Genomic DNA, 22,833 nt, shown 5'->3' with positions numbered 1-22,833 from the left:
CCGCGTCATTCGACCACATGTCCCCGCCGGGCGGCTCACACCGGGAGCCGCTTGCTGTAGTCGAGGGTGAGCACCGAGATGCCCATGATCACCGCCGAGACGACGAAGTACAGCAGCGCGCCGGTGTAGCTGCCGGTCGCGCCGACGATAATGCCGACCGCTATCGGCGTGCCGATGCCCGCGACGTTGCCGGCGAGGTTCATCGCGCCGCCGAGCATGCCGGCGTTGGTGCGGCCGCCGAGCGTCGCCGGGACCGACCAGAACAGGCCGACCCAGCGCAGGAAGAACAGGACGACCGACAGCAGCACGACCGCGGCCATCGGGCTTCCGACGACCGTGACGCCGACCAGACCGCTGGCGACGATCAGGCTCGAGACGCCCAGCAGCGTGCGCATGACGAGGTTGGCTCCGTGGCCCTTGGCCCGCAACCGGTCGGCGAGCAGGCCGCCCAGGATCTCGCCGACGAAGCCGGCGCCGAAGATCGCGAACGTCGACCAGCCGATCGAGGCGAGCTTGAAGTGCTTGGCCTGCGACAGGTACAGCGGGCCCCAGGTCAGCAAGCCGTAGAACACGCCGTTGAAACCGAGCCAGCCGAAGCACATCGCCCAGAACGACCGGAACTTCAGGTAAGGCAGGAACGCGCGGCGGGCGGTGGCGCCGCCGGCGGCCGCCGCCTCGTCCTCGGCCCGGTGGGCGGCCTCGAGGTATTCGGCCTCGGCGTCGTTGACCGACCGGTGCTGGCGCGGGTGGTCGCGGACGTACCACCAGATGGCGATGCCGAGCAGCGCGGTGAGGAGGCCGGCGATGACGAACGACATCCGCCAGCCGCCGAACAGCGCGATGAGGCCGGTGATGAGGATGCCGCCTACGCCCGCGCCGAGCGGCGCGCCCGCGTCGAGGATGGTCGCGCCGCGGCCGCGTTCCTTGGGGTGCATCCAGAGGGCGTTGAGCTTGCCCCCGGCCGGCATCACGCCCGCCTCGGCGACGCCGATGCCGAGCCGGGCGGCGAACATGCCGGAGAAGCCGCCGGTGAGGCCGGAAGCAGCCGTCGCGGTGCCCCACCCGACGCACGAGGCGGTGATGACCTTGCGCGGGCCGAAGCGGTCGATCAGCCACCCGACCGGCACCTGCATGAGCGCATAACTCCAGAAGAACGCCGACAGCAGCAGGCCGGTGAGCGAGGGAGAGAGGCCGAACTCCTTCTGGATCAGCGGCAGCGCGACGGAGATCGAACCGCGGTCGACGTAGTTGACGGTCACCAGGACCAGCAGCAGGACGAAGAGCGTCCACCGGACGTTCGTGCGCCTGGCGGGGGCCGACCCAGCGGGCTGCGTCCTGCTCTGGTGCGAGAGCCGTTCTTGCAGGGACATGGGTCCTCCTTGGAGAAGGGAAGGCCGAACCGGGACGTGACGAGCGACCGGGCCCTTCGGGAAGATTATGGGATCCCAAGTTGGGATCCCAGAACCATAAGGGTGACCTGGGACACGGTCAACCCCTGTTTCCCCGGGCACGTAGCGCGATTCGCCCGCCCCATTCCTGGGTCAGGACCTGGCGAGGGCCGGCCGCAGATCATCGTCGGGCAGCTGCACGACCGTCTCAACGCGACGTCGGTCACCGGGTACGCGATGCTCTCGTCGAGGGCCTGGATGCGACCCTCTTCGCCTCCCAAGGGCTGCGACACCACCCATGCCCTGTGCGGCTCCACCGATGCGTCTCTGAACTCGCCCCGCGGCACTCGCCGACGAGGGGCGGCACCCGTCGGCAAGGACAGCTGGCTGCGCACGGATTCCCGGCCACTCCGTAAGCACAAGAAGGAGCGCTCACCGCGCTCGCGTCGGCGGCATCGCCCTATGGCAGCCCGAGCCGCTGATCGAGATCGAGGCGGTCGCCGCACGCGGATGAACCGAGGCACAGTACCCGCGCGCAACGGCGGAATCGGTGATCGCGGTGTGATCGCAGAACGATCGCACCGCTACTTCGTCGGTGCCATCGGGGCGGGCGGCGTCAGAGCGCGCGAGGCACGGAAGCTGTCAGCCGGCCGAACCAGCGACGGCCGGAACCGGGGCAGCACCGGAATCCGGCGCGGATCTGACGGAAGCTGGCCCTGGCACGGAGTCGGGACACTCGCCGCTGCCCGCCAGCACCAGCCGGGCAGCTATCGGCCCGTGGGCACCGGCGAGTGCTCCTCGCCAGGCTTCGCCCTTCGCCGGGTCGTGCCGGCCGACCGGTGCCAGCGCGGCATCGTCCGCGCGGCGGCCGCGGCGGTTTCCGGCCTGGCTGCCAATACTTCGATTCAGGACCTGGCCAAAATCCTTGATATGCCTCAGCTTACGTTCCGCTGGTCGAGTGCGGACGGCCCTGCAGCGTAGCCAGCCGGCTTCGGTACTCCTGCTCGTCGATCTCGCCGCGAGCAAATCGCTCGGCCAGCATCTGCTCCGGCGTCCGGTGGGACACGTCCGCACTGTCCGGGCGCTGCGGGGAACGAACGAGGAAGCGGACCAAAGCCACGACACCCAGGATCACCAGGCCCCAGAACAGCACCATGCCGACGGTCATGAGCGCGTAGCCCCAGCCGCTCATTCCGTTGCCGTACCAGAACATCATCATGAACTCCTTGCGTTGCCTGTCGATCTCCATCGTGTGCATCGGATTGGAGTCGGGCAGTGCGGGCGAGGCCGACCGTGCGCCGCCGGGAAGCGGCCGGCCGGTCGCGTGCGGCGGACTCGTGCACGTCGCACCTCCTGCGTGTGCGTCTCGCATCTGTCACGGTGGTCCGCCGATACGGCCGCGAATAGGGACCTCGTGCCTCCGCGGGGTGTCCGAGGTCCCTACCTGGGCTGGGTATGCGGGCGAACAGTGGACCGCGAAACCGACCACACCTCGCGGGTCCGGCGGACCCGGCTCGAGCAGACGCCGGGAAGAAGGTGAGCGCGGTGACGGCGCGGATATGGTCCGGTCATCGCCGGCTGCTGGCCGGCTCTCGTCATCAGTGCGGTGCTGCCGCTCATCCTGATCGCGATGGCCGCAGCGTCGGCATCGACGGTCCAGTCCACCGCTGTGCCGGCGGGAGAGGACACGGACATTCCGTACGAGCGGTGCCAGGCACCGCTCGCCGAGGGGCTTGTCGTCCGTCAGCGCCTGTCCGGCCGGATGGACGCCACCGATCAGCCAGCAGGGGCGAGCTCAGGCCCGGAGGACGTAGCGGAGACGGCCATGTCGGGCGTTGACCTCGTTGTCGTGGCGGCCGTCGTCGCGGCGATCGCGGCGTTGGGCTGGTACTTCTTCGCCCCGCGTCGGGCCAGCGCGGCGACGGTGAGCGGCGGTGTCCAGCGGGTACAGGTGACCGTTCGCGGGGGCTATACCCCGAACATCGTGCAGGTCCGCCAGGGCATCCCGGTGGAGATCGAGTTCGATCGGCAGGAGGCGGGGGACTGCACCTCCCGGGTGGTGTTTCCCGGCTTGCGGGTCTCCGTCGCGCTGCCCGCGCACCAGCACACCATTGTCCGCTTCACCCCGCAGGAGGCCGGGTCGTTCGGGTTCGCCTGCGGGATGAACATGATCCACGGCACCCTGATGGTCACTCCCGATGGCCACGGCGCGCAGCCGGACGAACGCGGCCCGGCCGCGCCCGCGGCCGCTGAGCCGGCAGCGGAGCCTGCGGCGGAGGTCGAGGCCGCACAGTCGAAGGAGCGGCGCGCCGAGATCGCTGATCTGACCCGCCGGGTGGTGACCGGTGCGATCCTGACGGCACCGGTGCTGTTCGCGGTGATGGCGCGGTCGCTGACCGGCACGAGCTGGGTGCCGGGGCTGTTGCTCAACCACTGGCTGCAGCTCGCGCTGATCACCCCGGTGATGGTCTACACCGGGTGGCCGATCCACCGCACCGGCTGGCTCGCGCTCGCTCACCGCAGCGCGGACATGAACAGCCTGGTCACCCTCGGCACGGTCGCGGCCTACGGCTACAGCCTGCTCGTCACCCTCGCCCCGCGGCTGCTGCCGGCCGAGGTGCGGGAGGTGTACTTCGAGGCCGTCGGGGTGATCCTCACCCTGATCATGCTGGGCCGGCTGCTGGAAGCCCGCGCGAAAGCCGGCACCGGCGAAGCCATCCGCGCGCTGCTCGGACTTCGGGCGCGCACGGCCCGCGTGCTGCGGGACGGAACCGAGACCGAGATCCCGATCGAGCAGGTTGTCGTCGGCGACCAGATCCTCGTTCGGCCCGGGGAGAAGATCCCGGTGGACGCCACCGTCCTTTCCGGACAGTCCGCTGTGGACGAATCGATGGTCACCGGGGAACCCATGCCGGTGACCAAGCACGCCGGGGACACCGTCATCGGCGCCACCGTCAACACCACCGGCTCGCTGCGCGTGTCCGCGGCCAAGGTCGGCGCGGACACCGTGCTGGCGCAGATCATCCGCATGGTGCAGACAGCGCAAGCATCAAAGGCCCCGATCCAGCGGCTCGCCGATGCTGCCTCGGCCTACTTCGTGCCGATCGTGATCGCGATCGCGATCGCTCTCGCCACGTTCGCGATCTGGTTCGTGGCGGGCCCGGTTCCCGCGCTGACCCAGGCCCTGGTGTCCGCGGTCGCGGTGCTGATCATCGCCTGCCCGTGCGCGCTCGGCCTGGCGACCCCGCTGTCGATCATGGTGGGCACCGGGAAGGGCGCCCGCGCGGGTATCCTCATCCGCTCGGCCGGGGCGCTGGAAAACGCGCACAAGCTCGACACTGCCGTGCTCGACAAGACCGGCACCATCACCGCAGGCAAGCCCGCGCTCACCGACGTCCACGCGGTCGGCCCGGTGGGCGAGGACGAGCTGCTGGCGCTGGTCGCCGCCGCCGAGTCCGACAGTGAGCACCCGCTGGCCGCCGCCATCGTGACCGGTGCCCGCGACCGCGGCCACCCGCTGCCCGCCGTCGAGGACTTCGCCTCGATCACCGGCAAGGGCGTCCGTGCCACGGTCGCCGGACGCACGGTGCTGGTCGGCACCGCCACCCTGCTGGCCGACGCCGGCCTCGGTGTCAAGCAGCTCCTCGCGATCAGCGATCGCTTGGCAGCAGCGGGAAAAACCCCTGTCCTCGCCGCGATCGACGGCGAACCCGCCGGCGTTCTCGCGGTCGCGGACACGGTCAAAGACGACTCCGCTGCCGCAATAGCCGCGCTGCGCGAGCTCGGCCTGCAGGTCGTGATGCTCACCGGCGACAATGCCCACACCGCCGCCGCGATCGCCCGCCAGGTCGGCGTGTCCCGCGTCCTCGCCGAAGTCCTGCCCGAACACAAGGCCGGCGAGATCCGCCGCCTGCAAGCTGAGGGACGCCGCGTCGGCATGGTCGGCGACGGCATCAACGACGCGCCCGCGCTCGCTCAAGCCGATGTCGGACTCGCGATCGGCACCGGCACCGACGTGGCCATCGAGGCCGCGGACATCACGCTGATCTCCGGCTCGCTCGCCGGAGTGGTCACCGCGATCCGGCTGTCCCGGGCGACGATGCGCAACATCCGGCAGAACCTGTTCTTCGCGCTGGCCTACAACGCCGTCGGCATCCCGCTCGCCGCCGGTGTGCTGTACCCGCTGCTCGGGCTGCGGCTCTCGCCGATGATCGCCGCCGCCGCGATGGCCCTGTCCTCCCTGTCGGTGGTCGGCAACGCCAACCGCCTCCGCCGCCACCGCACCGAACCGCTCTCGCCAGCCGAACCGCCCGCGATCGAACCTCGGGCGGAAACCAGCGCCGGCCGAGTCCGACCGGTGCCGCGATGACCACGATCAACCGCCGCGACCATCGATCAGGAAGGTGAAGGCGCATGTTCAGCAGACGCGCAGCAGCCACTGGCATCGCAGTCCTTACGGTGGCTGCATCGCTGGCCCTGGCCGGATGCGGCGGTGCCGACAACGGCGCGGCCAGCAGCGGCGCACCGACGGCAAACCCCGCGATCACCCAAGGCCCAGGCTACTGGGGGCCCGGCTCCTGGGAGCCGGGCATGATGAACGGCTCCAGCGCGTGGGGGCCTGGCATGATGGGCGGTCGCCCGGGTTCGTGGGGCCCAGGGATGATGGGCCACCGCTACTGGCTCCCCGGTACCGGCGGTGCGGTCACGACCCTGGACCAGGCGCGGCAGCGAGCGACTGCTTTCGCCGGGCAACTCGGCCTGCGCGTGGGCGAGGTCATGCAATTCTCGTGGAACTTCTACGCGGAGCTCGCCACCGCCGACGGCCGACCCGCCACCGAGGCCCTGGTCGACCCGGCGACCGGTGCCGTGGGCATCGAGTACGGCCCCGCGATGATGTGGAACACCGCCTACGGCATGCATTCCGGGGGCGAAACCCCGAGCACCGTCTCTGTCGCCCGAGCCGGCGAGATCGCCCAGCAATGGCTGCGCGACCATGGCAGCGCCCTCACCGTCGCCGATCCGACCGCTTTCCCCGGTTACTACACCTTGCACACGCTGGACGCCGGCAAGATCAGCGGCATGCTGTCGGTCAACGCCGCCACCGGTGCCGTCTGGTACCACACCTGGCACGGCGCCTACATCGCCACCAGCCAGCAGTGACCGCACCCGCGGGCACCCGGGATCGGCGGCCGGAGCCGGGCCGTCCCGTGCCGCGCGGGACGGTCCCGGCTCCCTGCGGTCAGCTGACTCGGACCGTCGCCGGGGCGGTGTGCACCACCCCGCCGGTCTGGAACTGGACGAACAGCCGGTAGCTGCCCGGCTTGGGCAGCATCGCCTCGAACGTCAGCGCCGGTCCGCCGTGATCACCGTTGACCGTCCCCTGCGGGTGCAGATGCGCGAAGGCGAGATCGCCCTCGTGGAAAGCGGTCAGGTGCGCGTAGGTGTCCAGGTAGGGCTGCAGGTCGGTGACCGGCTTGCCGTCCTTGGCCACGGTGACCGTCAGTTCGTGGCTCATCCCGCTCATCAGCTGGTCGCTGCCGAGGCTGAGCGTGTATCCGTCGGCCTGCGTCGTGGTCGACGGCGGCGGCAGCGGAGCGGGCGTGGCGTCGCCGGGCACGGTGAGCTGCTGGCTGAGCACCAGCGGAACCGGTTTGCCGGCGGCGTTCTTGGCGGTGAACGACGCGTAGGCCCGGTAGGCCCCCGGCTGTGCCGCCGCCAGCGGTGCGGTCCAGGGTCCGTCCGCGGCCATGGCGGGGTGGACGTGCTGGAACCCGGTCAGATCGGAGCGGATCAGGTAGAAGTGCATCAGCTTGGTCTGGTCCGGTTCGAACGCCGTCACCGGTTTGCCCGCGGCGTCGGTGATCCGGAACGACAGCGAAGCCGGCTTCCCGGCGGGCACCGAGGTCGCGGCAGGCACGAACCGGAAGCCGGAGGACTCCGCGGCCAGCCCGTCGCCGGTGGGCATGTCGTCCATCCCCGGCATGCCATCCGCCTTCGAGGCCGGGGCCGCAGCGCTGGTCATCGGCATGCCGGAGTGGTCCGTCCCGGATGTCCCGGGATCCGCGCCGCCGGAACCGCAGGCCGCCGCCAGCAGTCCAGCGGCTGCCACCACACCGGCCGCGGCCGTGACACGGGCAGCGCGGAAACGAGTACTTGTCAACATCGAAAGAATCCTCAGCGAAGGCGCACGCGACCGGCGCGTACGGAAATGAACAGACGTCGAAGCACTGACCTGGCGAAGGGGCCGGTCAGCGAGGGTCTGTCAGATCCGAGAGACGCACAACCTCGTCCGCAGCTGCGCGCCCGTCGCGGGCGGTCCCCGGTGACTCGACCGACGGCGACGCCGTTCCGGGCTCGGTGCCGGAGCGGCCGCTGTTACGGCGAACGCGCCCGCGAGGGACAGCGCCAGCGCATCCGCCCATCCGCGCGACGGAGCAGTGGCCACGCACACGCCGCCATGCCCCATGCCGTCGGTGCCACGCTCGACGGCAGGGGTGGCCGGCGACGGGGCACCGACCGGCGCAGCCTGCACAGGTCCGCGACCGCTCATCGGCATCGCGAACCACGCCGACGTCGAGGGCCCGGTGTCGGCGCCGTCCGCACATGTCTGCTCCGGCAGGCCGTGCATGGCGAACAGCCCGGCGACCACGGCGCACGCCACCAGCAACCGGGCCGGCACCCGCGCCGAAGGACTGCCGCGCATCGCCTCTCCTGCCTGCCGCCATGGGACACCGGCCACCCTACCTACTCCCCAGGGGTATCGGGTGAGGCGACTCGTTTCTCGTGCCGCCACGCTCGGGTGAATCGCGGCTTGCCGCCGGAGCGGGGAAGCCGCGGACCGTGGGCCATTGGACCCTAGCGAGGAGATCTTCGCTCAGCGAGTCTCTGGGTCGCACAACTCGCGAGTTCAGGAGCAGAACGTGACCGCAACCACTCCCGTATCCATCGCGGCGCGAACAGCGCGGGAGCAGAGGAAGGGCTCGTATCTGCTGAGCCTGCTGCGAACCACCGATCACAAGCAGATCGGGGTCATGTACCTGGTCACGACGTTCGCGTTCTTCATGATCGGCGGCGCGATGGCCATGCTCATCCGGACGGAGCTGGCGCGGCCTGGACTGCAGTTCCTGTCCCAGGAGCAGTACAACCAGCTGTTCACCATGCATGGCACGGTGATGCTGCTGCTGTACGCGACGCCCAGCGTCTTCGGGTTCGCGAACTTCATCCTGCCGCTCCAGATCGGTTCGCCGGACGTGGCGTTCCCGCGGCTCAATGCGTTCTCCTACTGGCTGTTCCTGTTCGGCGGGCTGACCATGCTGTCCGGGTTCCTGACTCCGGGCGGGGCGGCGGATTTCGGCTGGTTCGCCTATACGCCGCTGTCGGACGCCGTCCATTCGCCCGGTCCGGGGGCCAACCTGTGGATCGTCGGGCTCGCAGTCGGCGGGCTGGGGACGATTCTGGGCGCGGTCAACATGATCACCACGGTGATCTGCCTCCGCGCGCCCGGCATGACCATGTACCGGATGCCGATCTTCACCTGGAACATCCTGGTCACGAGCATCCTGATCCTGATCGTGTTCCCGATCCTCACCGCCGCCGGGTTCGGCCTGCTCGCCGACCGGCTGATCGGCGCCCACGTGTTCGACCCGGCCAACGGCGGCGTGATCCTGTGGCAGCACATGTTCTGGTTCTTCGGCCATCCCGAGGTGTACATTCTCGCGCTGCCGTTTTTCGGGGTCGTCTCGGAGATCTTCCCGGTGTTCAGCCGCAAGCCGATCTTCGGCTACAAGGGCCTGGTGTTCGCGACGCTGTCGATCGCGGCGCTGTCGGTGGCGGTGTGGGCGCACCACATGTACGCGACCGGCGCGGTCCTGCTGCCGTTCTTCTCCTTCATGACGTTCCTCATCGCGGTCCCGACCGGCGTGAAGTTCTTCAACTGGATCGGCACGATGTGGAAGGGCCAGCTGTCCTTCGAATCGCCGATGCTGTTCTCGATGGGCTTCATCGTCACGTTCCTCTTCGGCGGTCTGACCGGGGTGATGCTGGCCGCGCCGGCGATCGATTTCCACGTGTCGGACACGTATTTCGTGGTGGCGCATTTTCACTACGTCCTTTACGGCACGATCGTGTTCGCGACCTTCGCCGGCGTCTACTTCTGGTTCCCGAAGATCACCGGCCGGATGATGGACGAGAAGCTGGCGAGGTGGCACTTCTGGACCACGTTCATCGGCTTCCACACCACGTTCCTGGTGCAGCACTGGCTGGGCAACGAGGGCATGCCGCGGCGCTACGCGGACTACCTGGCCAGCGACGGGTTCACCACGCTGAACACGATCTCCACGATCGGCGCGTACCTCCTCGGGGCGTCCACGCTGCCGTTCATCTGGAACGTGTTCAAGAGCTACCGCTACGGCGAGGTCGTCACGGTCGACGACCCGTGGGGCTACGGCAACTCGCTCGAGTGGGCCACGTCCTGCCCGCCGCCGCGGCACAACTTCACCGAGCTGCCCCGGATCCGTTCCGAGCGGCCGGCGTTCGAGCTGCACTACCCGCACATGGTGGAACGAATCCGGGCGGAGGGGGAGATCGGGTTCTTCGGCAAGGCCAAGCACCTGGCCGCGCCGTCGCAGAAGCTGGTCGAGGCCACGATGCCGGGCGACCACAGCAAGGACAACGCCGGCGAGCAGTAGGCGATTGAGTCTGAAAAGGCGCGTGCCCGGTCGCTTTCGCCGGGCACGCGCGCGCTTGAGGTCCGTGAAGGACCCCTTGAGGGAATCTGAGTCCTGTAAGGGGCCCTTCACGGCCTCGGTGAGCGGCGGTCGTGCGCGGTGGTAGGGACTTTCGGCCCCTGCGCGACGCCTCGCGCGGTGCAGAGAATGAAGCTGATGAATACGTTTCAGGAAGACGAACGACGAGCGCGGGGCCGAATTCGGAACGCGGCGAAGGCGTCGTGAACCCAGTCGACGAACGGCACCGGCTGGCGGAGATCCGGCAGCACCTGACCGCGGACGACCCAGGGCTGGCGCGGGTGCTGGCGACCGGGCGGCGCTCCGCTTCGGCGCGGGCGGTTCGCGTGCTCGCCGCCGTCCTTGCCGCGGTCGCGGTCGGTCTGCTGGCGGTGGCGCTCGGGTTCGAGTTCGCGTCGCCGGTTCTGGTGCTCGCCGGCGGCGTGCTCACGGTCGTCCTCCCGGCGGCCTGGATCCTTTTCGCGGGAATGGCTCAGCGGGTGAAGAGCGGCGAGCGGGCGGCTGAGGACGCGAAGGGTTTCTTGCAGTGAACGCGCCGGTGCGAGTGTTCATTCTCGACGACCACGAAGTGGTCCGCCGCGGGCTCCGGGATCTGCTGGAGACCGAGCCGGACCTCGTCGTGGCCGGTGAGGCGGCGACCGCGGCGGAAGCGCTCGTGCGGGTGCCCGCGGTCAATCCGGACGTCGCGGTCCTGGACGTGCGGCTCGGCCAGGACGGCGACCGCGACGGGGTCGAGGTCTGCCGGGAGCTCCGTGCCCGGATGCCGGCCCTGGCCTGCCTGATGCTGACGTCGTTCGACGACGACGAGGCACTTTTCGACGCCATCATGGCCGGCGCGGCAGGGTATGTCCTGAAACAGGTGCGGGGACCGGATCTCGTGTCCGCGGTCCGCACGGTCGCCGCCGGTCAGTCGTTGATGGCGCCCAGGCTGGTGTCGCGGGCGATGAAACGGCTCACCGGGCCGCCGGGGGAACCGGCGGGCGGGGCCGGCACGCTCGAGCGGCTGAGCCCGCGCGAAGTGGACATCCTCGAGCTGATCGGCGAAGGGCTGACGAACCGGCAGATCGCGGCGCGGCTGTACCTCTCGGAGAAGACCGTCAAGAACCGGGTGTCCGCGATCCTGACGAAGCTCGGGGTGCGCAGGCGCGTGCAGGCGGCGCTGCTCACCGCCCGCCTGCCCGGCGGACGGACTCCGGGCCAGGAATGAGGCCGTGCTCAGTCGTCCGGCAACGGCACCTGCCACACGATCCGGGTGCCCCCGGCTGAGCTGAGGGGAGACTCGACGGACAGCGTGCCGCCGCACAGCCCCGCGCGGGATCGCATGTTGGCGAGCCCGCCGCTGCCGCCGGCGGCAGCCGTGCCTTTCCCGTCGTCGGTGACGACGAGGATCAAGGCGTTCCCGTCCGCCGGCGCGGAAAGGACGATGTCGGCCCGGCTCGCGCAGGCGTGCCGGGCTACGTTGCTCAGCGCCTCCGCCGTGACCGCCAGAATGTGTTCGGCCAGCTCGGCGTCCACGCTGAAGTCGACTGGTCCCTCGATGCGCAGTGCCGGGCTGAATCCCAGTGACTGCGCCGCCATCCGCACGGTCTCGGGCATCCGGCGGCGCAGGCTGGCGCCGCCGTCGAAGCTCCCGTCGATGCGCAGCGCGAAGATGGTGGACCGGATTACCTCGATCGTCGTGTCGAGGTCGTCGACGGCGCGCGAGACGCGGGCGCCGATCTTCGCCGGGTCGGTCATGCCGGCGGTGCCTTGCAGGGCCATGACGGTGGCGAAGAGCCGTTGGACCACGAGATCGTGCATGTCCCGGGCGATCCGGTCGCGGTCGTGCAGCAGCGCCAGCTCCTCGCTCTCCGCACGTCGCTTGCCCAGTTCCAGCGCGAGCGCTGCCTGGCCGGCGAATCCGGAGATCAGCCGGGTTTCGGTTTCGTCGAACCGGGGACCGCCGGCGGACCGGCTCAGCCGCAACGCGCCGCAGGCGTCCGCGTCGATCGGCAGCGGCACCGCGACGACGGGCCGGCCTCGGTCGGCGGCGCCGAGCGGATGCGCTCGCGGGTCGGCCGCGACGTCCCGGCTGACCACCGGCGCTCCGGTGCGGGCGGCGAGACCGGCCAGCGAACGGCCGGCCGGCACGACCGATCCTTCGACGAGCGCGGCGTCGTCGCCGTCGGCGACCTCGACCCGCAGGTGCCTGCCGTCGTCAGCGGGCAGCAGCACGGAGACCAGGTCGGCGTCGGCCACTTCGTGGGCTCGGCGGGCGATCAGCCGCAGGACGTCGCGCGGGTCGCTGCCGGCCAGGATGCTGCGGGTGATTTCGTTCAGCGCTTCCAGCCACCGCTCGCGGCGGCGGCTCTCGTGGTACATGCGGGCGTGCTCGATGGCGATCCCGGCCGCGGTCGCCAGCGTGGCCAGCACGGCTTCGTCCTCCTCGTCGAACTCGCGGCCGCCGCGTTTTTGCGTGAGATAGAGGTTTCCGAACACTTCGTCCTGCACCCGGACCGGCACGCCCAGGAAGGTGCGCATCATCGGATGGTTCTCCGGGAAGCCGTGGCTGCTCGGGTGCCGGGTCAGATCGGCGAGCCGCAGCGGTTCGGGGCGCCGGATGAGTTCCCCGAGAATGCCGTGCCCGCACGGCGGCGGGCCGAGCTGGGCGATGAGCTCGTCGCTCATGCCGACCGGCAGGAACTCGGCCAGCCGCCGGCCGTCGCCGACGATGCCGAGCGCGCCGTACTCCGCTTCGGTGAGCCCGGCCGCGGCCTCCACGATTTCCCGCAGCACTCGGGGCAATTCGAGCCCGCTGCCCAGGTTCATGACCGCGTCGAGCAGCCGGCGCACCCGCTCGGGCACAGCCAGCCCGGTGGCGGGAGCTCCTTCCGCCGGCCAGCCGCGGCGCGGCACTGCCTCGGCGGGGTCGTCGGATTGGGCAGACCTGTCCTCGTGTTCGAGGCTCACCCGTCGGCGTCCGCGCCGTTGAGGGAGAAACCGGTGATGAGCCGGGGCTCGATCTGCAGGATCTGGTCCATGGTCTTCGCCACCCAGGGCCGCAGCAGCCGCTCGTAGCGGACGATCGCGGCCGGGTCGGTGACCGCGCGCAGGATGCCGGTCGCCACGACGCTCCAGCTGGCGGCGTGGCTGCCCGGATCGAAGTGGTCGGCTTCGTACGCGACGACTCTGTCCACACTGGACATCAGGGCGGCCGCGGCGTGGCTGCGAATGATGATCAGGTCTTCGTCGACGAGGTGGTTGACCGGCCGGATGGCGGGCAACGCGTTCTGCGTGAACACGATCCGGCCGACCACGGCGCTGCTGAGCAAGCGCAATGCCGTCGCCCGGTCGAGTTCGACCATCGCGGCGCCGCTCATCTGAGAGCCTCCGGCCCGGCCGCGGTGAGCAGGCCGTAATGGCCGTCGTAGCGCAGGTAGAGAACGCTTCCCCGGCCCGTTTCGGCGTCCTGGAAGAAGCGGTACCGGAGATCGGTGGCGTCCAGCCGCTCGGCGGCTTCCTCAGGGGTGAGCCGCGGTACCGGGTGCACGTCGACGGTCCATGGAAGGCCCGCCGGTTCCGCCGGCGGATGCAGGCCGGCGAGACGGGTGAGCCGGTATCCGGTGGGCCCGACCCGGGAGACCAGGCTGTCTTGGCCGGTGTCGGCGTCGACGAAGAGCGTGCATTCGTAGTCCATCAAGTCCATCGTCAAAGCCGCTTCGCCGGGGCTGCAGCGGGCTAGCGGAAGCCTTTTGTGCCGCTGGATTCGCCGCTGGCCCGGCGGGAGAGCGAGCAGCGGGGGCCGGGCGCCGCCGGGGCTGTCGTCCGGCCAGGAACGCAGCGCGGTCGGCTCTCTCAGCCGGATCGCGTGCGCGATCAGCTGCTTGCGCAGGACGGCACCGGCTTCCCGGAAGAACCGGGCGGCCGCCTGAGCGCGCACCGGCCGCCCGTCGACGGTGAGGTTCGCCTGCACCAGCGCCGGGCTGGCGGCACGGGTTTGCCGATAGGTGGTGAGCCGGACCCGCGCCGCGGCGACTTCGCCGCCGATCCGGCGGGCGGTGTTCGCGACCATTCGCCGGACGTAGTCGCCGGCTTCGTCGAGCACGTCACCGGACGTGTGGATCGCGATGTCCGGTCTTGCCATGGTGCGAAGCCTTTCTGTGCGGGAGATATCCGGCGAAGCTAGGGCGCGGCGCCCGGACTGGGCTAGGGCCCAACGGTCCCTGCCGGGCCGGACCCCGTGCGGGGCAGTCACTCGGCTCCAGCCGCGGTCCGGCCGGTGCGCCGCAGAGGCGCTCCGGCAGCGGGACCCGATGCGCCGGGCGGGGCCGCCGCCGGACAGCGGCGGCGCGTTCGCCCGGCTGAGTTCCGTCCGCTGGGGGAGTGCCATCACGCCCGACCGGTGCCAGCAGGGGCGAGGAGACCGTAGTGGCCGTCGTAGCGCAGATACAGGACGGAGCCGCGCCCCGTGGCGGCGTCGCGGAAGAACCGGTACGGCATTTCGGTGGTGTCGAGGCGGCCGGCGGCTTGTCCGGCGGTCAGCAGCGGCACGGGATGCACGTCGACCGTCCACGGGTGCGCGGCAGGCGGGTGTGGCGGGCACCTCGCGGCGACGCGGCTGAGGCGGTAACCGGTGGGTCCGGCGCGGGCGACCAGGCTGTCCTCCCCGGTGTCGGCGTCGACGAACGCGAGGAAGTCGTAGTCCATGAGGTCCATGGCTAGTGCGGCCTCGTCGGGGCGGCAGCGGAGCAGTGCGAGGCGCTTGCGCCGGACGATCCGGCGCTGCGGCGGCGAGACTGCCACCAGCGGCGGCCTGCGATGGCGTTGCTCGGCGTCCGGCCAAGCGCGCGGTGCTTCCGGGGCGCGCATCCGAACGAGGTGCGCCCGCAGCCGAGCCTGCACCAGCGTCGCGCTCTCGGGAAAGAACCCTGCCGCGGCCTGAGCGCGCAGCGCACGCCCGTCGACATTGAGGTTGACCTGAGTCAGCGCCGCTGCCGGCCGGCGGACTGCGGTGAGCCGGATCCGGACCGCGGCGACCTCGCCGTCGATGCGGCCAGCGAAGTTCCCGATCTGGCGGAGAACGTCGTCCCGTGCGGCGTCGGGCACCTCGCCCGAGGTGCGCACCACGATGCTCGGCCTGGTCATGTTCGCCCTTTCACCGCGCAGACTTGCCAATTCAGAGGCCGTGCGCGTGCAGGTCGTCGATGCGGTAGTCGAGGCAGTCGCGGACGACGACGACCCCGGGCATCTGTCGGGCATCCCGGACGGCGTGAATGGCGGAGCTGCGCAGCTGCACGGTGCCGGTCAGCGTGACGGTGCCGTCGCTGACGTGGAGGACGATCTCGCCCGGCAGGCGTGCTTCGAGCTCCGAGCAGATCTCCGCATCGGACCGCAGGTAGCAGCGCAAAGCGTCGTGATGAGTGAGGACGCCGACGAGACGGCCGCGCTCGTCCACTGCGCACAGTTGCGCGTAGCGCCGGTCGGCCAGCCGGCGCAAGGCGAGGTGCACGGGCGCGGTAGCGGCCACGGTGGGGGCCGGAGTGGTCATCGCTTCGGCCGCGGTGAACGCGCCCGCCTTGCGCCATCGGCCCCAGCGGCGAAGGTTGCCCAGCAAGAGCGGAGCGTCCGCACCGCCGCGGAATTCGCGTTTCGCGGCGGCGTCGGCTCCGGAGACGATGCCGGCCGGGCGACCGGCCGGGTCGACGACCGGCACCGCGAGCAGGGCGTGTTCGAGGAGGGCGTGGACGACGTCCCGGAACGGGGTGTCGAGTCCGACGGCGACGACCTGGCGGGTCATCACGTCGGCCACTCGTTGATCGGTCATCTGGCGGACGCCTCCTTTCGGACTTGCTAAGATTAGCAACTGTTGAAATGATAATCCGACTGGGTGGATGGCGAGGACGCGGGAGGGCTGGGCTCCTCCTCGAGGGCACCTCGCCCGAACAGCTCGCCCAGCTGGTCCGCACTCCGGCGGCGTGGGGCTTTGGCCGAGGGCCACGCCCGCCCGTGGCCGACGGCTACCTCGACTCCGCCGCCGCGCAGGCTGACCAGCCCTCCGAGCGGGAATGCGCCGTGCTAGTCCTCATCGCGGGCGGACTGTCCAATCGCGACACTGCGAAACGCATCCAGGTCAGCGTTGGTACCGTCAAGGATCACGTGTCGGTCATCCTCGCCAGTGCGTATCGCAACGCGACCGCGCTGCGCGGCCACGGGCTGACCGGGTCGACGGGCGGGCGAGCGCGCCGCGTCCCTTGCCGCTGTGGGGCCGATTTTCGTTGTGGCAGAAGAACGTTCCCGACACTCGGCGGTGGAACCTCGGGGGAGCCCCGGTGGGCCATTGCCACCTGGATCGAGATTGAGCACGACCGCCAACGCGGATCGCGTGCCTCGGGCGAGCTCTCGCGGTCGAATTTGACACCACTCGCACTGCCGGGTCAGCGGTCTGAAAGCATCAACCCGCGGTCTGGCACCACATCCAGGCAGATTGCGGCGTGCGTCGGCCGGGGCGGATCATCCCGGCGACTCTACGGAGCTGGGTGGGGAGTTCGGCGACCGCTCCGCCGATGCGCTGGGGGGTTTGCCGACGTCTTCCGGCGCGGTGCGCGGGTACGGGATCGAAACCGGCGTTGTGTGCCACAAGCTGCGGCTCAGACGCGCGCTGACGGCGGCGCCGATCGTGTTGAGCAGGACGTCGTCGACAGCGGTCACGCGGTCGGCGTGCAGAAGGTACTGCAGCGCCTCGAGCCCGGCCGAAACGAGCACCGCAGTGCACACGAGCCGGGAAGTCGGCCTCAATGCGGCCAGCCGGATCGGGACGAGCGCGGCGAGCGGGGCGAGCAGCACCAGATTGCCGGCGATCTGCGGGAGAGCGTCGTCCTGAGCCAGGACGTTGGCGATGTCCTGTCCGGGGACGAGATGGAGCGTGCTGGTGTGGGTCTGCCCGGCAGGCGCGGTCGTCACCGCGAGCACTAGCCCCGCACACAGCAGGATCGCCATGTCGATCCCTGCGGTGAACGTGGCGGCCATCGGCGTGCATCTCCGGCGGCGCCGGGCCGCGAGCAGCACCCAGAACAGCAGCGCACCAGGCACGGCGAGGATCAGGACCGGGATCATCCGGTCCACCACTGCATCCATGCGGCTCCTTCCCGCTCCCCTCGGCGGTTCAAGATCACCTTCGCATCCGAGGTCGGGGTCGGCAGGAGTCGAGATCACTCACAAAGGGGTGATCGCCGCCATGTTCTGAGGAGAAAATGCGGCATTGACGGCGTCAGCCGCGAGGGCGCGGAGGTACCGGACAGTTAGCCCATCCGTGTAGTGCGGTGGCGGCTGGCGGCAGCTAACAGAAGCCGCCGGCCTTCTCGGTCCGGCCGCCCGTCGTTCGTCAGCGAAGACGCTCCGCTGCCGTTCAGGCGGCCTCCGCACCCCCGACCGCGGCCCGGTCCCGATCCTGCGCGGCAGCCTCAAGTCGATCCTCGGCACTTCCGCGGTTGCGCAAGGATGCGGTGCGGGCGGTCAGGAGACCGCTGGCTGGCGCGCGTCGGGATCAGTGCTGTCAGGCGCCGGGCCGTTGGTGGAACAGTGCGGAGGTCAATGCCTCGGTCGCTGCGCGCGGAGCTGCGGCGGTGTCGCCGTCGAGGGTGTCGAGCAAGGTTCGCCAGCCGGCGTGGCTGGTCAAGGTGTAGGCCAGCCCCAGAGCTGCGGTTGCGGAGACCGCGAGCCTGCCGTCCAGGTGGGCGCGTTCGACCACGCTGTTCAGCAGGGTGCGTCGCCATCGGCGGATCGCGCGGATCTGCTCGTCCAGTTCCGGTGCGTCGCGCTGGGCGAGCAGGACGGTGAGACGGGGGCCCATCTGTTCGTAGCGCGCGTAGTACGCCTCGACGATGTGCTGCAGCTGATGTTCGGGCGCGGCATCGGGCACATCGAGCGCCTCGATGGCCGCGCGAGTCTGCGCGGTGTGGTGGGTGAACGCTGCGGTCAACAGCTCGTCGCGGCTGGAGAAGTGGTTGTAGAGGGTCCGCAGCGCCACGTCGGCTCGTTCGGCGATTCCCTGCATGGTGACTTGCTGTCCGCCCGAGGCGACCAGGGCGTCCAAAGTCGCGTCGAAGATCCGGGTCCGCGCCTCTTCGCTGGCGCGGCGGCGGGTCTGCATCGAGTAGCGGCGCGGCATGGCTCCATCTTAGCCATTTACATGCATGAATGTGTGCAATAAAATCTGCGTTGCGGCCCCTGCTCCCGGCGCGCCGGCCCTGCCGAGCTGGCGCGCCGCGCGGCCGGGCCGAGCGTCCGGCGTCCGCCGGGCGGACTTCGAACCTGCTCGGTGAGGTAGTCATGACCATCGATTCGGCCGCTGCTCTGGACCCCGCTGTCACCAACCCCGACCACTACAAAGTGGTGTTCGAGAACGAGCGCGTCCGCGTGCTCGAATACACCGACAAGCCGGGCGACCGCACCACTCGCCACGCCCATCCCGACAGTGTGCTGGTCGTGCTCAGCTCGTTCCGCCGGCGGATGTATTCCGGTGACGACACCTCGCACGACATGGAGCTGACGGCCGGGAAAGTAGGCTGGCTTGCCGCGCAGCAGCATTCCGGGCACAACATCGGCGACACCGACAGCCACGCGCTGTTCATCGAGCTGAAAGAGGGGGTCCGTGCCGAGACCGGCGTCCTCGGGCCCGTTGGACCGGCTGTCCGCTGATGCCGCGTCGGCGCATCGTCCCCCTGCGCCAAGAGCCGGACCGTCATGGTCCTGCAACCCGGCAGCCGTGACGGGCAACGCGTGCGCACGCAGCAGCGCAGCGCGCTCCATTGTGGACGGTTCGGGCGCGGCGATGCGCTGCCGGGAGCAGCGGGCCGACGAAGATCCGGTAGGCGCCGAACGTGGTGGAAGTGTGTTCGGGAACGAATTTCGGCAGCCAGCCGATGCAGCGGTAGGCGAGGACGAAGGACGCCGCGGCACCGCGGCGAGGGGACTCGGTCGGTTCCGACCCCGACCGAGTCCCTGAGCTCGCGGCCGCCGGCCCGCACGGCGGGCTGCACCGCGAGCCGTCGGCGGCGGCTGTCAGGCGTCGGAGCGCGGTCGTCGGAGGGTGAAGGTTTCGAAGGCTTTCAGGTCGCCGCCGGGGCCGACGACGTCGTAGTAGGTCACCTGCATCGTCGTCATTCCGCCGTGGCGGGTGCCCGGGTCGACGGTAAAGGCCGCGAAGCCGTAGGAATTCGCCGCGTCGCGGACAGCCGACCACGGGGCGTCCTCGGTGACGTACACCGGCGGGCGCTTGCCGGTCTTCGGGTCGGGGTCGCCGACCTTGGTGATCACCCGGCAGCGGGGCGGGGTGAAGAACAGCTGGTTCGACGGCGCCGACGTACCGCCGCCGCCGAGGACCATGTGGACGGTGCCCTTCGTGGTGTCGACGACGTCGGTGCGGGTCGATGCGGGCACCGGGGTGCGGGTCGCGTTCGCCGCCGCGCCGCGGATCGGGTGCGACCGCTCGTAGTGGTGCTCGTGGCCGCAGACGACGAGGTCGACGCCGTAGCGGTCGAACAGCGGCACCCACTCCTCGCGGACGCCGAGGTCGGCGCCGTTGAACTGGTCGGCGGTGCTGATCGCGACCTGGTGCATGCAGACGACCACCCAGTCGACGCCGCGGTCCGCCCGCGCCGCCGCCAGTTCCCGTTCCAGCCACGCCTTCTGCGCTCCGCCCGAGTAGCCCCGGACGTAGGAGTTGCCGCCGTCCTGGTAGCAGATGTCGTCGTTGGCGACGCTGATCACGCGCACCGAGCCGACGGTGAACGAGTACCAGAGGCCGCGCGTGACGTCAGTCTGCCCGGAGGCCGGCGGCACCGAGAAGTACGTTTGGTAGGCGGCGTAGCCGATCGGACCGTTGCCCAGCTCGTTCTCGTGGTTGCCGGCGGACGGCATCCACGGCCGGTTGCGGGCGCTGCGGCTGTTGTTCGTCCAGAAGTCCCACCAGGTTCGGACCCGGTCAGTGGCCAGGTTGGCGTAGCAGAGGTCGCCGTTGAACAGGTGGAACAGCGGGCGCACGCGCTCGACGCCGGCGGTGGTGTCGCCCGCGGCCGGCGAGCCGAGGTTGTCGTTGACCAGCGGCGGGTTCGGCAGCGTCACGCCGGCCGGCGGCACGTAGCGCTTGCCGAGGGTCGGCGTGCCCTGGTCGCCGAAGCTGGTGAAGGTGAACTTCGCGCGGCCCCGGGGCGCGGTGCGGAAGGTCGCGAGCACCGGCTCGGCACCGTCGTGCAGGGCCGCGTAGATGTACTCGCTGTCCGGCAGCAGCCCGTGAAGGGACGTGTGGAAGGCGTAGACGACCCGGCCGGACTTGGCGTCGGTGTAGCTGACGGCCTTGGCTGGGATGCTGCGCTCGTACCGGCCGTCGCCCCGGCCGAGCAGCACGCGCGCGTTCCGCACCGGCTGCAGCGTGTGCCACGAAACGACCACTTCAGCGGCGGCGTCGGCGCCGAACTGGAGGTGCAGGCCGTCGACCGGGGGAGTCTTCGCAGCGTCGGAGGCCGGTCCGAAGGCCGAAACGTCCTCGCCAGTCGGTACCGCGTCCGCAGTCCCGGCGAGCGGCCCCGCGGACAAGACGGCGCCCGCCGCGCCGGCCGCGGCGAGGAAGCCGCGACGGCTGAGGTGGCGGGCGAAGATCTTTTCGTCGTCGGTCATCCCGACACACTTGCCGATCGCCGGCCCGGTGGCCACCACGTTCCGGTGAACGACGCGGGACGAAACAATGGCCTGCCCGGCCGGATTCACCGACGACACCCAGCACCCGGGTGGCGGAGCGCGCGGCAACGCCCGCGCCGATACCGGACGCCCGGTGGCTCCGGTCAAGAGGACCCGAGGGCGGGCGGATGCTGGCGGGTACCGACTGCGAGGACACGCACGCTGTCTCAGCTCTGCGGGAGACGCCGGGACAGGCCGCGGGCCACGTCCAGCACTGTCAGCGCCGCACGCGCCTCGACCGCCGCTGCCGGGTCGCGGAGGTCCAGCTTCGCCAGCGTCTCTATCCGGCGCAGGCGCTGGCTGATCGTGTTGGGGTGGACCAGGAGCGCTTGCGCCGTCGCCTGGCGGTCCATGCGGTGGGTCAGGTGCGCGCGCAAGGTGGCCACCAGTGCGGTGCCGTGCTGATCGTCGTGCTCCAGCAGCGGCCCAAGGGTGCGTTCGGCGTACCGCCGCAGGGGTTCCGGGTCGCCGAGCCGGAGCAGGAGGCCGGCCACGCCCAGCCCGTCCAGGGTGACGACGCCGCCGGGCTCCGCGAGGGCGAGCGCGCCTTTCGCGGTGCGGTAGGCCTCGGCGAACTCGTGGTCGGCAGGTTCGGACACCGCGACCGTGGCGGCGACGACCCCGACCGCCGCGGAAAGCGCTCTGCGCAAGGCATCGGCGGCTTCGGACCCCTTCGACGGGACCGGCCACAGGGCCACGACCTCGTCCCGGTGCAAGGCCACCAGCGGCCGCGGGGTGATGGCCGACGCCAGCCGGTTCGCCTCGTCCATCGCGCGGCGCCGGGCCTGGGCGGGATTGCCTCGCCCGGTGGTGTCGATCCGCGCGACCAGCGCGCGGTGGGCCCGCGTCAGATCGTGCCCGAGCAATCGGGCGCGGTGGCGGAGCGCGTCCGCACGCGGGTCCGCGCCGCCGAGCAGCTCGGCCAGCAGTTCGCCGCGGAGGTTCTGCTCGACCTCCAGCGCGGTGCGTCGGCGAAGCAGCTCGAGTGACAGCACCACGGAGGCGTGCTCCAGCGCCCGGCGATCCACTGTGGACAGCGGGCCGGGGTGGCAGGGGAGCCAGACCCGGGCGGGTACCTCTCCGGAGAGGACGACGTCGGCGACGACGCGGCCGTCCTGTTCGCGGACCAGGTCGCGGCCCGGAGCCGTCAAGGCCCAGCCCTCGCCGGGCGGCTCGGCCGGCGGTCCGGCCGCGGCCAGCACCTCCCCGCGCGCGTCCTGCAATACCACCGCCGTGTCGAGCAGGTCGTGCAGGGCGGCGGCGATCCCGGGCATCCCGCCGGCGCGGACCGCGACCCGCAGCAGGCGCTCGTGGATCTGCTCCGAGCGGGTGACCAGCTCGTGCTGCTCGCGCAGGTCCTCGACAAGCCGGGCGGAGGTGATCGCGATCGCGGCGTGCTCGGCCAGCAGCTGCAGGCGGCCGGTCTCCTCGGCGCCGAACTCGTGCACCGCCGCACGGTAGCTGTTGAGGGTGCCGATCACGCCGGACGCGGTGACGAGCGGAACCGACAACATCGACCGGTAGTCCTGATCGTGGGCCACCCCGCCCCAGATGAAGCCCGGCTCGCGCGAGATGTCGCGGACCGCGGCCGGGCGGCCGGAGCGGTAGGCCCGGCTCGACGGCGCGCCGCTGTCCGGGCCGTCCTCGAGCCGGACCGGATGGTCGGAGTTGACCCGGGCGACGTAGGTGTCCGACAGTCCGCTCCACCCGGCGATCACCAGGTTGCGTTCCCCGGCGTCGGGCACCAGCACACCGCAGAAGTCGAGCCCGAGCAGCTGCCGGGCGGTCGAGGCGACCAGGTCCAGGACCTCCCGCAGGCCGCGGCCGGAGTTCACGGCCGAGGTGAGCGTGCCGATCGCCCCCAGCCAGGCGCGCAGCTCGTGCTCGTCCTCCATAAGCAGGAAGTGTTTCAGAAGACACTAAAGAAGTCGAATTATGTCTCGGCCGACATATCCGAGAGGTGGTGCCGGAGGTCAGACTCCGAAGCG

Annotated in this window: 19 protein-coding genes and 1 pseudogene; 7 read left to right on the top strand and 13 right to left on the bottom strand. The window is 70.7% G+C overall.

All coding sequences use genetic code 11. The features are described from left to right. Window positions 1-35 precede the first annotated feature (35 nt). Together AMYBE_RS0113575 and AMYBE_RS0113570 are read right to left on the bottom strand one after the other, a co-directional pair. Window positions 36-1,370, bottom strand: a complete 1,335-nt coding sequence (locus AMYBE_RS0113575) for an MFS transporter (protein ID WP_020659931.1) — start codon at window positions 1,368-1,370, stop codon at window positions 36-38. A gap of 958 nt (window positions 1,371-2,328) precedes the next feature. Next, window positions 2,329-2,637 (bottom strand): SHOCT domain-containing protein, encoded by a 309-nt coding sequence (locus tag AMYBE_RS0113570; protein ID WP_245573192.1) that lies wholly within the window; start codon window positions 2,635-2,637, stop codon window positions 2,329-2,331. A gap of 357 nt (window positions 2,638-2,994) precedes the next feature. On the opposite strand from AMYBE_RS0113570, the gene AMYBE_RS0113565 reads away from it, so the two are divergent. Then, the gene (locus AMYBE_RS0113565; protein ID WP_020659929.1) at window positions 2,995-5,757 is read left to right on the top strand and encodes a heavy metal translocating P-type ATPase; all 2,763 of its coding nucleotides are present in this window, start codon (window positions 2,995-2,997) and stop codon (window positions 5,755-5,757) included. Between the two features lie 44 nt (window positions 5,758-5,801). Next, window positions 5,802-6,548, top strand: coding sequence for a hypothetical protein (locus AMYBE_RS0113560; RefSeq protein ID WP_245573191.1), 747 nt, complete (start codon window positions 5,802-5,804; stop codon window positions 6,546-6,548). A 79-nt stretch (window positions 6,549-6,627) separates the two neighbouring features. Here AMYBE_RS0113560 and AMYBE_RS0113555 read toward each other — a convergent pair whose 3' ends face one another. Together AMYBE_RS0113555 and AMYBE_RS0113550 are read right to left on the bottom strand one after the other, a co-directional pair. Then, a complete protein-coding gene (locus AMYBE_RS0113555) occupies window positions 6,628-7,551 on the bottom strand; it encodes a hypothetical protein (protein WP_027927627.1) in 924 nt (307 codons plus the stop codon). A gap of 99 nt (window positions 7,552-7,650) precedes the next feature. Further along, window positions 7,651-8,091: a hypothetical protein gene (locus tag AMYBE_RS0113550; protein ID WP_020659926.1), complete on the bottom strand. Its 441-nt coding sequence runs from the start codon at window positions 8,089-8,091 to the stop codon at window positions 7,651-7,653. Window positions 8,092-8,308: 217 nt separating this feature from the next. Here AMYBE_RS0113550 and ctaD point away from each other — a divergent pair, with 217 nt between their 5' ends. From ctaD to AMYBE_RS0113535, 3 genes are all read left to right on the top strand, one after another. Next, on the top strand, window positions 8,309-10,075 hold the full coding sequence (ctaD, locus tag AMYBE_RS0113545) for an aa3-type cytochrome oxidase subunit I (RefSeq protein ID WP_020659925.1): 1,767 nt from the start codon (window positions 8,309-8,311) through the stop codon (window positions 10,073-10,075). 260 nt (window positions 10,076-10,335) lie between these two features. Beyond that, window positions 10,336-10,662, top strand: coding sequence for a DUF3040 domain-containing protein (locus AMYBE_RS41615; protein WP_020659924.1), 327 nt, complete (start codon window positions 10,336-10,338; stop codon window positions 10,660-10,662). Next, a complete protein-coding gene (locus tag AMYBE_RS0113535; RefSeq protein ID WP_020659923.1) occupies window positions 10,659-11,339 on the top strand; it encodes a response regulator in 681 nt (226 codons plus the stop codon). The genes AMYBE_RS41615 and AMYBE_RS0113535 overlap by 4 nt, the downstream gene beginning before the upstream one ends. Window positions 11,340-11,347: 8 nt before the next feature. Here AMYBE_RS0113535 and AMYBE_RS0113530 read toward each other — a convergent pair whose 3' ends face one another. From AMYBE_RS0113530 to AMYBE_RS0113510, 5 genes are all read right to left on the bottom strand, one after another. Next, entirely contained in the window at window positions 11,348-13,081 is a 1,734-nt protein-coding gene (locus AMYBE_RS0113530) for a sensor histidine kinase (RefSeq protein ID WP_020659922.1), read from the bottom strand. Further along, the gene (locus AMYBE_RS0113525; protein WP_020659921.1) at window positions 13,078-13,491 is read right to left on the bottom strand and encodes a pyridoxamine 5'-phosphate oxidase family protein; all 414 of its coding nucleotides are present in this window, start codon (window positions 13,489-13,491) and stop codon (window positions 13,078-13,080) included. The genes AMYBE_RS0113530 and AMYBE_RS0113525 overlap by 4 nt, the downstream gene beginning before the upstream one ends. After that, a complete protein-coding gene (locus tag AMYBE_RS0113520) occupies window positions 13,488-14,255 on the bottom strand; it encodes a sigma 54 modulation/S30EA ribosomal C-terminal domain-containing protein (protein WP_020659920.1) in 768 nt (255 codons plus the stop codon). Before AMYBE_RS0113520 ends, AMYBE_RS0113525 begins: the two co-directional genes overlap by 4 nt. 245 nt (window positions 14,256-14,500) lie before the next feature. Continuing rightward, the gene (locus AMYBE_RS0113515; protein WP_020659919.1) at window positions 14,501-15,256 is read right to left on the bottom strand and encodes a sigma 54 modulation/S30EA ribosomal C-terminal domain-containing protein; all 756 of its coding nucleotides are present in this window, start codon (window positions 15,254-15,256) and stop codon (window positions 14,501-14,503) included. 31 nt (window positions 15,257-15,287) lie between these two features. Continuing rightward, a complete protein-coding gene (locus AMYBE_RS0113510) occupies window positions 15,288-15,935 on the bottom strand; it encodes a CBS domain-containing protein (RefSeq protein WP_020659918.1) in 648 nt (215 codons plus the stop codon). Window positions 15,936-15,982: 47 nt separating this feature from the next. On the opposite strand from AMYBE_RS0113510, the pseudogene AMYBE_RS46635 reads away from it, so the two are divergent. Continuing rightward, window positions 15,983-16,270 (top strand): annotated as a pseudogene (locus AMYBE_RS46635) (response regulator transcription factor); the annotation flags it as partial. A gap of 351 nt (window positions 16,271-16,621) precedes the next feature. Here AMYBE_RS46635 and AMYBE_RS41610 read toward each other — a convergent pair. Together AMYBE_RS41610 and AMYBE_RS0113500 are read right to left on the bottom strand one after the other, a co-directional pair. Then, window positions 16,622-17,245, bottom strand: coding sequence for a VanZ family protein (locus tag AMYBE_RS41610; RefSeq protein WP_020659917.1), 624 nt, complete (start codon window positions 17,243-17,245; stop codon window positions 16,622-16,624). 418 nt (window positions 17,246-17,663) lie between these two features. Next, window positions 17,664-18,278 (bottom strand): TetR/AcrR family transcriptional regulator, encoded by a 615-nt coding sequence (locus tag AMYBE_RS0113500; protein ID WP_020659916.1) that lies wholly within the window; start codon window positions 18,276-18,278, stop codon window positions 17,664-17,666. Window positions 18,279-18,439: 161 nt separating this feature from the next. Between AMYBE_RS0113500 and AMYBE_RS0113495 the strand changes: the two genes are divergently transcribed. Then, the gene (locus AMYBE_RS0113495) at window positions 18,440-18,808 is read left to right on the top strand and encodes a cupin domain-containing protein (protein ID WP_020659915.1); all 369 of its coding nucleotides are present in this window, start codon (window positions 18,440-18,442) and stop codon (window positions 18,806-18,808) included. Window positions 18,809-19,171: 363 nt separating this feature from the next. Here AMYBE_RS0113495 and AMYBE_RS0113490 read toward each other — a convergent pair whose 3' ends face one another. Together AMYBE_RS0113490 and AMYBE_RS0113485 are read right to left on the bottom strand one after the other, a co-directional pair. Then, window positions 19,172-20,785 carry a metallophosphoesterase gene (locus AMYBE_RS0113490; RefSeq protein ID WP_027927624.1) on the bottom strand — a complete coding sequence of 538 codons (1,614 nt, stop codon included), beginning with the start codon at window positions 20,783-20,785 and terminating at the stop codon, window positions 19,172-19,174. Between the two features lie 227 nt (window positions 20,786-21,012). Continuing rightward, window positions 21,013-22,740 carry a helix-turn-helix domain-containing protein gene (locus AMYBE_RS0113485; RefSeq protein WP_020659913.1) on the bottom strand — a complete coding sequence of 576 codons (1,728 nt, stop codon included), beginning with the start codon at window positions 22,738-22,740 and terminating at the stop codon, window positions 21,013-21,015. Window positions 22,741-22,833: the final 93 nt, after the last annotated feature.

This window comes from Amycolatopsis benzoatilytica AK 16/65 (assembly GCF_000383915.1).
In the GTDB taxonomy this organism is placed as follows: domain Bacteria; phylum Actinomycetota; class Actinomycetes; order Mycobacteriales; family Pseudonocardiaceae; genus Amycolatopsis; species Amycolatopsis benzoatilytica.
Note: the sequence above shows the minus strand (reverse complement) of the source record. Positions and strands in the feature narration are given on the sequence as shown.

Coding starts and splice junctions, on each gene's coding strand:
- AMYBE_RS0113575 (WP_020659931.1), bottom strand. CDS start 1,370: ATGTCCCTGCAAGAACGGCTCTCGCACCAGAGCAGGACGCAGCCCGCT.
- AMYBE_RS0113570 (WP_245573192.1), bottom strand. CDS start 2,637: ATGGAGATCGACAGGCAACGCAAGGAGTTCATGATGATGTTCTGGTAC.
- AMYBE_RS0113560 (WP_245573191.1), top strand. CDS start 5,802: ATGTTCAGCAGACGCGCAGCAGCCACTGGCATCGCAGTCCTTACGGTG.
- AMYBE_RS0113555 (WP_027927627.1), bottom strand. CDS start 7,551: ATGTTGACAAGTACTCGTTTCCGCGCTGCCCGTGTCACGGCCGCGGCC.
- AMYBE_RS0113550 (WP_020659926.1), bottom strand. CDS start 8,091: ATGCGCGGCAGTCCTTCGGCGCGGGTGCCGGCCCGGTTGCTGGTGGCG.
- AMYBE_RS0113525 (WP_020659921.1), bottom strand. CDS start 13,491: ATGAGCGGCGCCGCGATGGTCGAACTCGACCGGGCGACGGCATTGCGC.
- AMYBE_RS0113520 (WP_020659920.1), bottom strand. CDS start 14,255: ATGGCAAGACCGGACATCGCGATCCACACGTCCGGTGACGTGCTCGAC.
- AMYBE_RS0113515 (WP_020659919.1), bottom strand. CDS start 15,256: ATGACCAGGCCGAGCATCGTGGTGCGCACCTCGGGCGAGGTGCCCGAC.
- AMYBE_RS0113510 (WP_020659918.1), bottom strand. CDS start 15,935: ATGACCGATCAACGAGTGGCCGACGTGATGACCCGCCAGGTCGTCGCC.
- AMYBE_RS41610 (WP_020659917.1), bottom strand. CDS start 17,245: ATGGATGCAGTGGTGGACCGGATGATCCCGGTCCTGATCCTCGCCGTG.
- AMYBE_RS0113500 (WP_020659916.1), bottom strand. CDS start 18,278: ATGCCGCGCCGCTACTCGATGCAGACCCGCCGCCGCGCCAGCGAAGAG.
- AMYBE_RS0113495 (WP_020659915.1), top strand. CDS start 18,440: ATGACCATCGATTCGGCCGCTGCTCTGGACCCCGCTGTCACCAACCCC.
- AMYBE_RS0113490 (WP_027927624.1), bottom strand. CDS start 20,785: ATGACCGACGACGAAAAGATCTTCGCCCGCCACCTCAGCCGTCGCGGC.
- AMYBE_RS0113485 (WP_020659913.1), bottom strand. CDS start 22,740: ATGGAGGACGAGCACGAGCTGCGCGCCTGGCTGGGGGCGATCGGCACG.